The 5339-nt window shown below is 38.3% G+C and carries 4 protein-coding genes and 1 pseudogene; all 5 read left to right on the top strand.

The window, feature by feature from the left end:
- The coding region (locus K8S13_RS10270) for an ATP-binding protein (RefSeq protein WP_291462352.1) at positions 1-1276 on the top strand (1276 nt) is incomplete at its 5' end.
- Positions 1257-1913, top strand: coding sequence for a response regulator (locus K8S13_RS10265; RefSeq protein ID WP_291462351.1), 657 nt, complete (start codon positions 1257-1259; stop codon positions 1911-1913). The genes K8S13_RS10270 and K8S13_RS10265, both read left to right, overlap by 20 nt.
- 35 nt (positions 1914-1948) lie before the next feature.
- On the top strand, positions 1949-2335 hold the full coding sequence (locus K8S13_RS10260) for a response regulator (protein WP_291462350.1): 387 nt from the start codon (positions 1949-1951) through the stop codon (positions 2333-2335).
- Between the two features lie 20 nt (positions 2336-2355).
- Complete coding sequence (locus K8S13_RS10255; RefSeq protein WP_291462349.1) at positions 2356-5187, top strand: cache domain-containing protein; 2832 nt, start codon at positions 2356-2358, stop codon at positions 5185-5187.
- Between the two features lie 23 nt (positions 5188-5210).
- Positions 5211-5339, top strand: a pseudogene (locus K8S13_RS25685) (acyl-CoA thioesterase II); the annotation flags it as partial.

Raw genomic sequence — 5339 nt, 5'->3', positions numbered from 1 at the left:
GGGATTGGAATATCTTACAATGATTCATCATGATGTCCCCCTGTTTCTTAAGGGAGATCCGGGACGGCTGCGCCAGATATTGATAAATCTTGTGGGTAATGCCATAAAATTTACTCAAAATGGGGAACTAATAGTTAATATTGCCATGGAGAATGAGGACTCCTCAAAGGCCACAATCCGTTTTAGTGTCAAAGACACAGGTATTGGTATCCCAAAAAAGAGGTTTAAAACTCTTTTTAAATCCTTTTCCCAGGCAGACAGCTCAACCACCCGAAAATATGGTGGCACAGGCCTTGGATTAACAATTTCAAAACAGCTTTGTGAACTTATGGGCGGACAAATCGGGGTTATTAGCAAAGAAGGCAAAGGGTCTGAATTCTGGTTCACAGCAATTTTCAAAAAGCAGTCTGAAATTAAGGGCAAACAAATATTGATTAAAGATGATAGCAAAACAAATCAGCGGGTTTTAGAAAAACAATACACAGTTTCTGAAAACCAAAATTTAAAATTTAAAATTCTTTTAGCCGAGGACAATGAAATAAATCAAATGGTTGCATTGGCCACTCTGAGTAAATTAGGCTACATCGCAGATCCTGTCTATAATGGAAAGCAAGCCGTGCAGGCCCTGGAAAAGACCCGGTACGATATTGTTCTTATGGATTGTCAAATGCCGCAGATGGATGGTTACCAGGCAACAAAACAGATTCGCAACCCACAATCCAGAGTAATTGATCATAAGGTTCCTGTAATTGCGTTAACAGCCCATGCTACAAAAGGGGACGGGGATAAATGTCTTAAAGCCGGGATGGATGATTACATGACCAAACCGTTTCAACCATCGCTGCTGGCTGATATGCTGAAAAAGTGGTTGCCAAAACATAATTCTTCTTCCCGGAATGAAAACAAATCCCCTCCTTTGGAAAAAGAGCAAGTCAAAGAAGAAATTTTAGACTGGACAGGCTTTCTTGATAGAATCATGAATGATGAAGATCTTGCAAAAGATATTTTTAACGAGTTCTTAAATGAAACTCCCAAAAGAATAGACAAAATACATAAGGGTATTGATAAAGATGATACCCTGGTCATAAAGCGGGAAGCACATACCCTAAAAGGATCTTCTGCCAATGTAGGCGCTATTGGTTTGCAGAATATTGCCTATCAGATCGAAATATCCGCAAGTGATGAAGATTTAAAAAAGGCCGCTTCTTTTTTTCCAAAGCTTGAAAAACAATTTATAATATTAAAAGAGGTATTCCATGAAAATATTAATAGCTGAGGATGATTTAACATCCCGTCGTATTTTGGAAGCAATACTGACCAAATGGGGATATGATGTTATCTGTGTTTCCAACGGGGATGATGCCATTGACAGATTACTGGATGCTGATGCGCCAAAGCTGGTACTGCTTGATTGGATAATGCCGGACAAAGACGGAATAGAGGTTTGCCGTATCGTACGGCAGGAGGAAACAACAACACCGCCCTATATCATTCTTTTAACCGGCAAAGGAGATAAGAAGGATATTGCAAAAGGGCTTGATTCCGGAGCCAACGATTACATTGTTAAACCCTATGATAAGGATGAACTGCAAGCCCGCATCAATGTCGGGCAACGAATGGTTGAATTGCAGAATGCTTTGGCTGAAAAAGAAAAATTTCAAGGTGTTCTTGAAATGGCCGGGGCAGTCTGCCATGAATTCAACCAGCCATTAATGGTTATCTCCGGATATTCTGAAATGTTACTAATGGACATATCCGAAGATAACCCTCAATATGAGACTGTCGAAAGAATCAATGAACAGGTTCATTGTTTAGGTGAAATCACAAAAAAACTAATGAGGGTCGCAAAGTACAGAACAAAAAGCTATCTTAAGGGAAATATTGTTGATATCAGTGAAGCATCACAAGGGTAACTTAAAAAAACGATAAAATCACAAAAGGAGAGGGTATGATTCAGAATAAAATTTTAATCGTTGACGATGAAAAAGCCATCACCATCTTGATGGAACAAATTTTTTCGCGAGCCGGTTATGAAGTAAAATCTGCCGGGAGTGGTGAAGAAGCCTTGGAACTTCTGAAAAAGGACAAAATTCAGGTCATGTTTTTAGATCTCAATATGCCGGGGATGGACGGCATTGAACTGTGTAAGGCTATTCGAAAGGATATGCCCATGGCCATGATCTTTGCTGTAACAGGCTATGCATCCCTTTTTCAGCTTTCAGATTGTCGTGAGGCTGGCTTTGATGATTATTTTAAAAAACCCGTTAAAATCAAAACATTGCTGGCAACTGCTGAAAATGCTTTTGAAAAAATTAACCGGTGGAAAGAAAAATAAAACATTAAATAAGGTGTAGTATGTGGAAAGACAACTCAAGTATTCAGACTAAATTTTTAAACAAAATGATTCTTATCGTCTTTGCTTCTATTGGACTATGGTCCCTGATCTGGATACAAGGTGAATATTCTGTTTTCAAGTCTGAATCGGATTCTTTACGCACTGAGCATATCAAAGATCAAAAATCCATGTTAAAAAAAGAAGTTGCCAGTGTTGTAAAGTATATAAATGACATGAAAAAACTGTCTGAACAAAAATTTGAATTCGCACTTAAAGAACGAGTTGATGAAGCCCATAAGATAGCAATGAATATCTATCAGCAAAATATTGACTCAAAGGATCTTCCTGAGATTAAAAAAATGATTAAGGACGCTTTAAGGCCCATTCGATTTAATGGCGGACGCGGATATTATTTTGCTGTTTCAATGGAAGGGGTTGAGCAATTATATCCTGTCAGGCCTGAATTCGAGGGGAAAAATATGATGGGCTTACAGGATTCAAAGGGGAATTTTGTCATTCAGGATGAAATTAAAATTATCAAAAGAAAAAGTGAAGGCTTTGTTAAACATTATTGGGCAAAACCTGACAAAGATCCATCCATAACCTATCCTAAAATATCTTTTGTAAAGTATTTCAAATCAATTGACTGGTATTTTGGTGCAGGCGATTATCTTGATGATTATGAAAAGCAAATTAAGGCGGAAGTTCTTAATCGTATTGTAGAGTTAAGGTTTGAGACCGAGGGATATTTTTTCGGGAGTACGTTTAAAGGAGAGTCGCTTTTCTCCAATGGCAAGATTACCAGGGGGGATGGCAGTATCTGGAATCTTACAGATCCAAACGGCGTGAAAATTATCCAGGAACAAAAAAAAGCTGTTGAGAACCCTGAAGGCGGGTTTGTTTATTATTCCTGGAACAAATTAAATACATCGGTTCCATCCCCAAAAATTTCATTCGTTCAAGGGATCCCCGAGTGGAAATGGACGATTGGAGCGGGTGTCTATCTTGATACCATTGAAAAAACTATTTCTAAAAATAAGGCTGCATTAAATAATGGAGTTAAAAATAAACTTACCCGAAGTGTTTTAATTCTGGCAGTGTTATTATGTCTGATTTATTTCTGGTCAAACCGTATTTCAAATCAAATTCAAAAATCGATTGAAACCTTTTCTTTATTTTTGAAAAAAACAAGTGTTGATTCGATTACTATAAATCCAGATGATCTTCAATTAAAGGAATTCAAAGAGATAGCGGTGTTGACGAACAAGATGCTGATGGGCCGTAAAAAGGCTGAAACAGCACTATTAAAATCAGAAAAACAATTCCAAAACCTTTTTAACTCTATAACCGATCTCATATACACACAAGATATGGAAGGACGTTTTACTTCAGCAAACCCGGTCATACAAAATTTCTTTGGCTATGATATGGATGATTTTCTGGGCCGCAAGGCATCCGATTTCATGGAACCGGAATTTCAATCCGATTTTAACAGCCGGTATCTGGAAGTGGTCAAAAATCAGGGATATCATGAAAGCATTGCCTGCTATTTCAAAAAAAACAAGGAAAAGATTTATCTTGAGTATAAAAGTTTCCTGGTCAAACCGGATGATGGTGGTGAACCTTACATCACAGGCATTGGCAGGGATGTAACTGAAAAAATTTTATCTAAAAAAAGACTTGAAAAACTTGAAAAACAGATAATTCAAACCCAAAAGCTGGAAGCCATCGGTACTCTTGCCGGCGGTATTGCCCATGATTTTAATAATATTCTTTTCCCTGTCCTGGGGCATACAGAAATGTTATTAGAAGATATTCCTGAGGACAGTCCCTTTCACACCAGCCTTAACCAGATCTATACCGGAGCCATAAGAGCCAGGGACCTGGTAAAACAAATTCTTGCATTTTCCCGCCAGGAAAAAAGCGAATTAAAACTGATGAAGATACAATATCTTATTAAGGAAGTATTAAAACTTATCAGATCTTCAATTCCAACAACAATTGAGATCAAACAGGATATTCAAGCTGACTGTGGTGTGATTAAAGCTGATCCAATGCAAATTCATCAGGTAATAATGAATCTGACGACCAATGCGTATCATGCCATGGAAGAAACAGGCGGAAAACTGAAAGTAAGCCTCAACCAAGTCCAGTTAGGTGAATTTGACCTGATAACGCCTGATATGGAACCAGGGAGTTATGCCTGCCTTTCAGTAACAGATACAGGCATTGGGATGGAAAAAAATATAACAGATCAAATCTTTAACCCGTTCTTTACCACTAAAAAACAAGGAAAAGGTACAGGTATGGGCCTTTCCGTTGTACATGGTATTGTTAAAAGCATGGGGGGTGCGATCCAGGTCTACAGCGAGCCGGGCAAAGGAACAAAATTTCATGTTTATTTTCCTATAGAAAAAAATTCTTTTGAAGAACTAAATATCCAGACGGAAGAACTTATCCAACCAGGCGATGAACGAATTCTGCTGGTTGATGACGAAGAGGCAATCATTACAATGGAAAAACAGATGCTGGATCGTTTGGGATATCAGGTTACCTCGCGTACCAGCAGTATTGAAGCTCTTGAAGCTTTTCGTGCAAATCCTGATAAATTTGACATGGTCATCACCGATATGGCAATGCCCAATATGCCGGGAGACAAACTTGCAGTTGAATTGACCAAAATACGCGCTGATATTCCCATATTGCTTTGCACTGGTTTTAGTGAAACCATGTCTGAAGAAAAGGCAGCCTCTCTGGGCATTAAAGGTTTTATATTAAAGCCGATAGTGATGAAGAATCTTTCCCTAAAAATACGTGAAGTGCTGGATAAAAAAACCATTAGTAGTGATTAAGCCCATGAAAAAAGGAAACAAAAATGAATGTCTGCTATGACGGAAATATTCTGGAAGAATTGCTTTGGCTGTTAAAGCTGGAAAAAATAGAAGAAAATATTTTCAGGGGCCAGAGCCAGGATCTTGGATTCGGCAGTGTCTTTGGCGGCCAG

This window comes from Desulfobacula sp., from assembly GCF_021107415.1.
This window is presented reverse-complemented; position numbering and strand designations above follow the sequence as displayed.

Bases quoted from the DNA above. Each gene is read 5' to 3' on its own strand.
- K8S13_RS10265 (WP_291462351.1), top strand. From the start codon at position 1,257: ATGAAAATATTAATAGCTGAGGATGATTTAACATCCCGTCGTATTTTG.
- K8S13_RS10260 (WP_291462350.1), top strand. From the start codon at position 1,949: ATGATTCAGAATAAAATTTTAATCGTTGACGATGAAAAAGCCATCACC.
- K8S13_RS10255 (WP_291462349.1), top strand. From the start codon at position 2,356: ATGTGGAAAGACAACTCAAGTATTCAGACTAAATTTTTAAACAAAATG.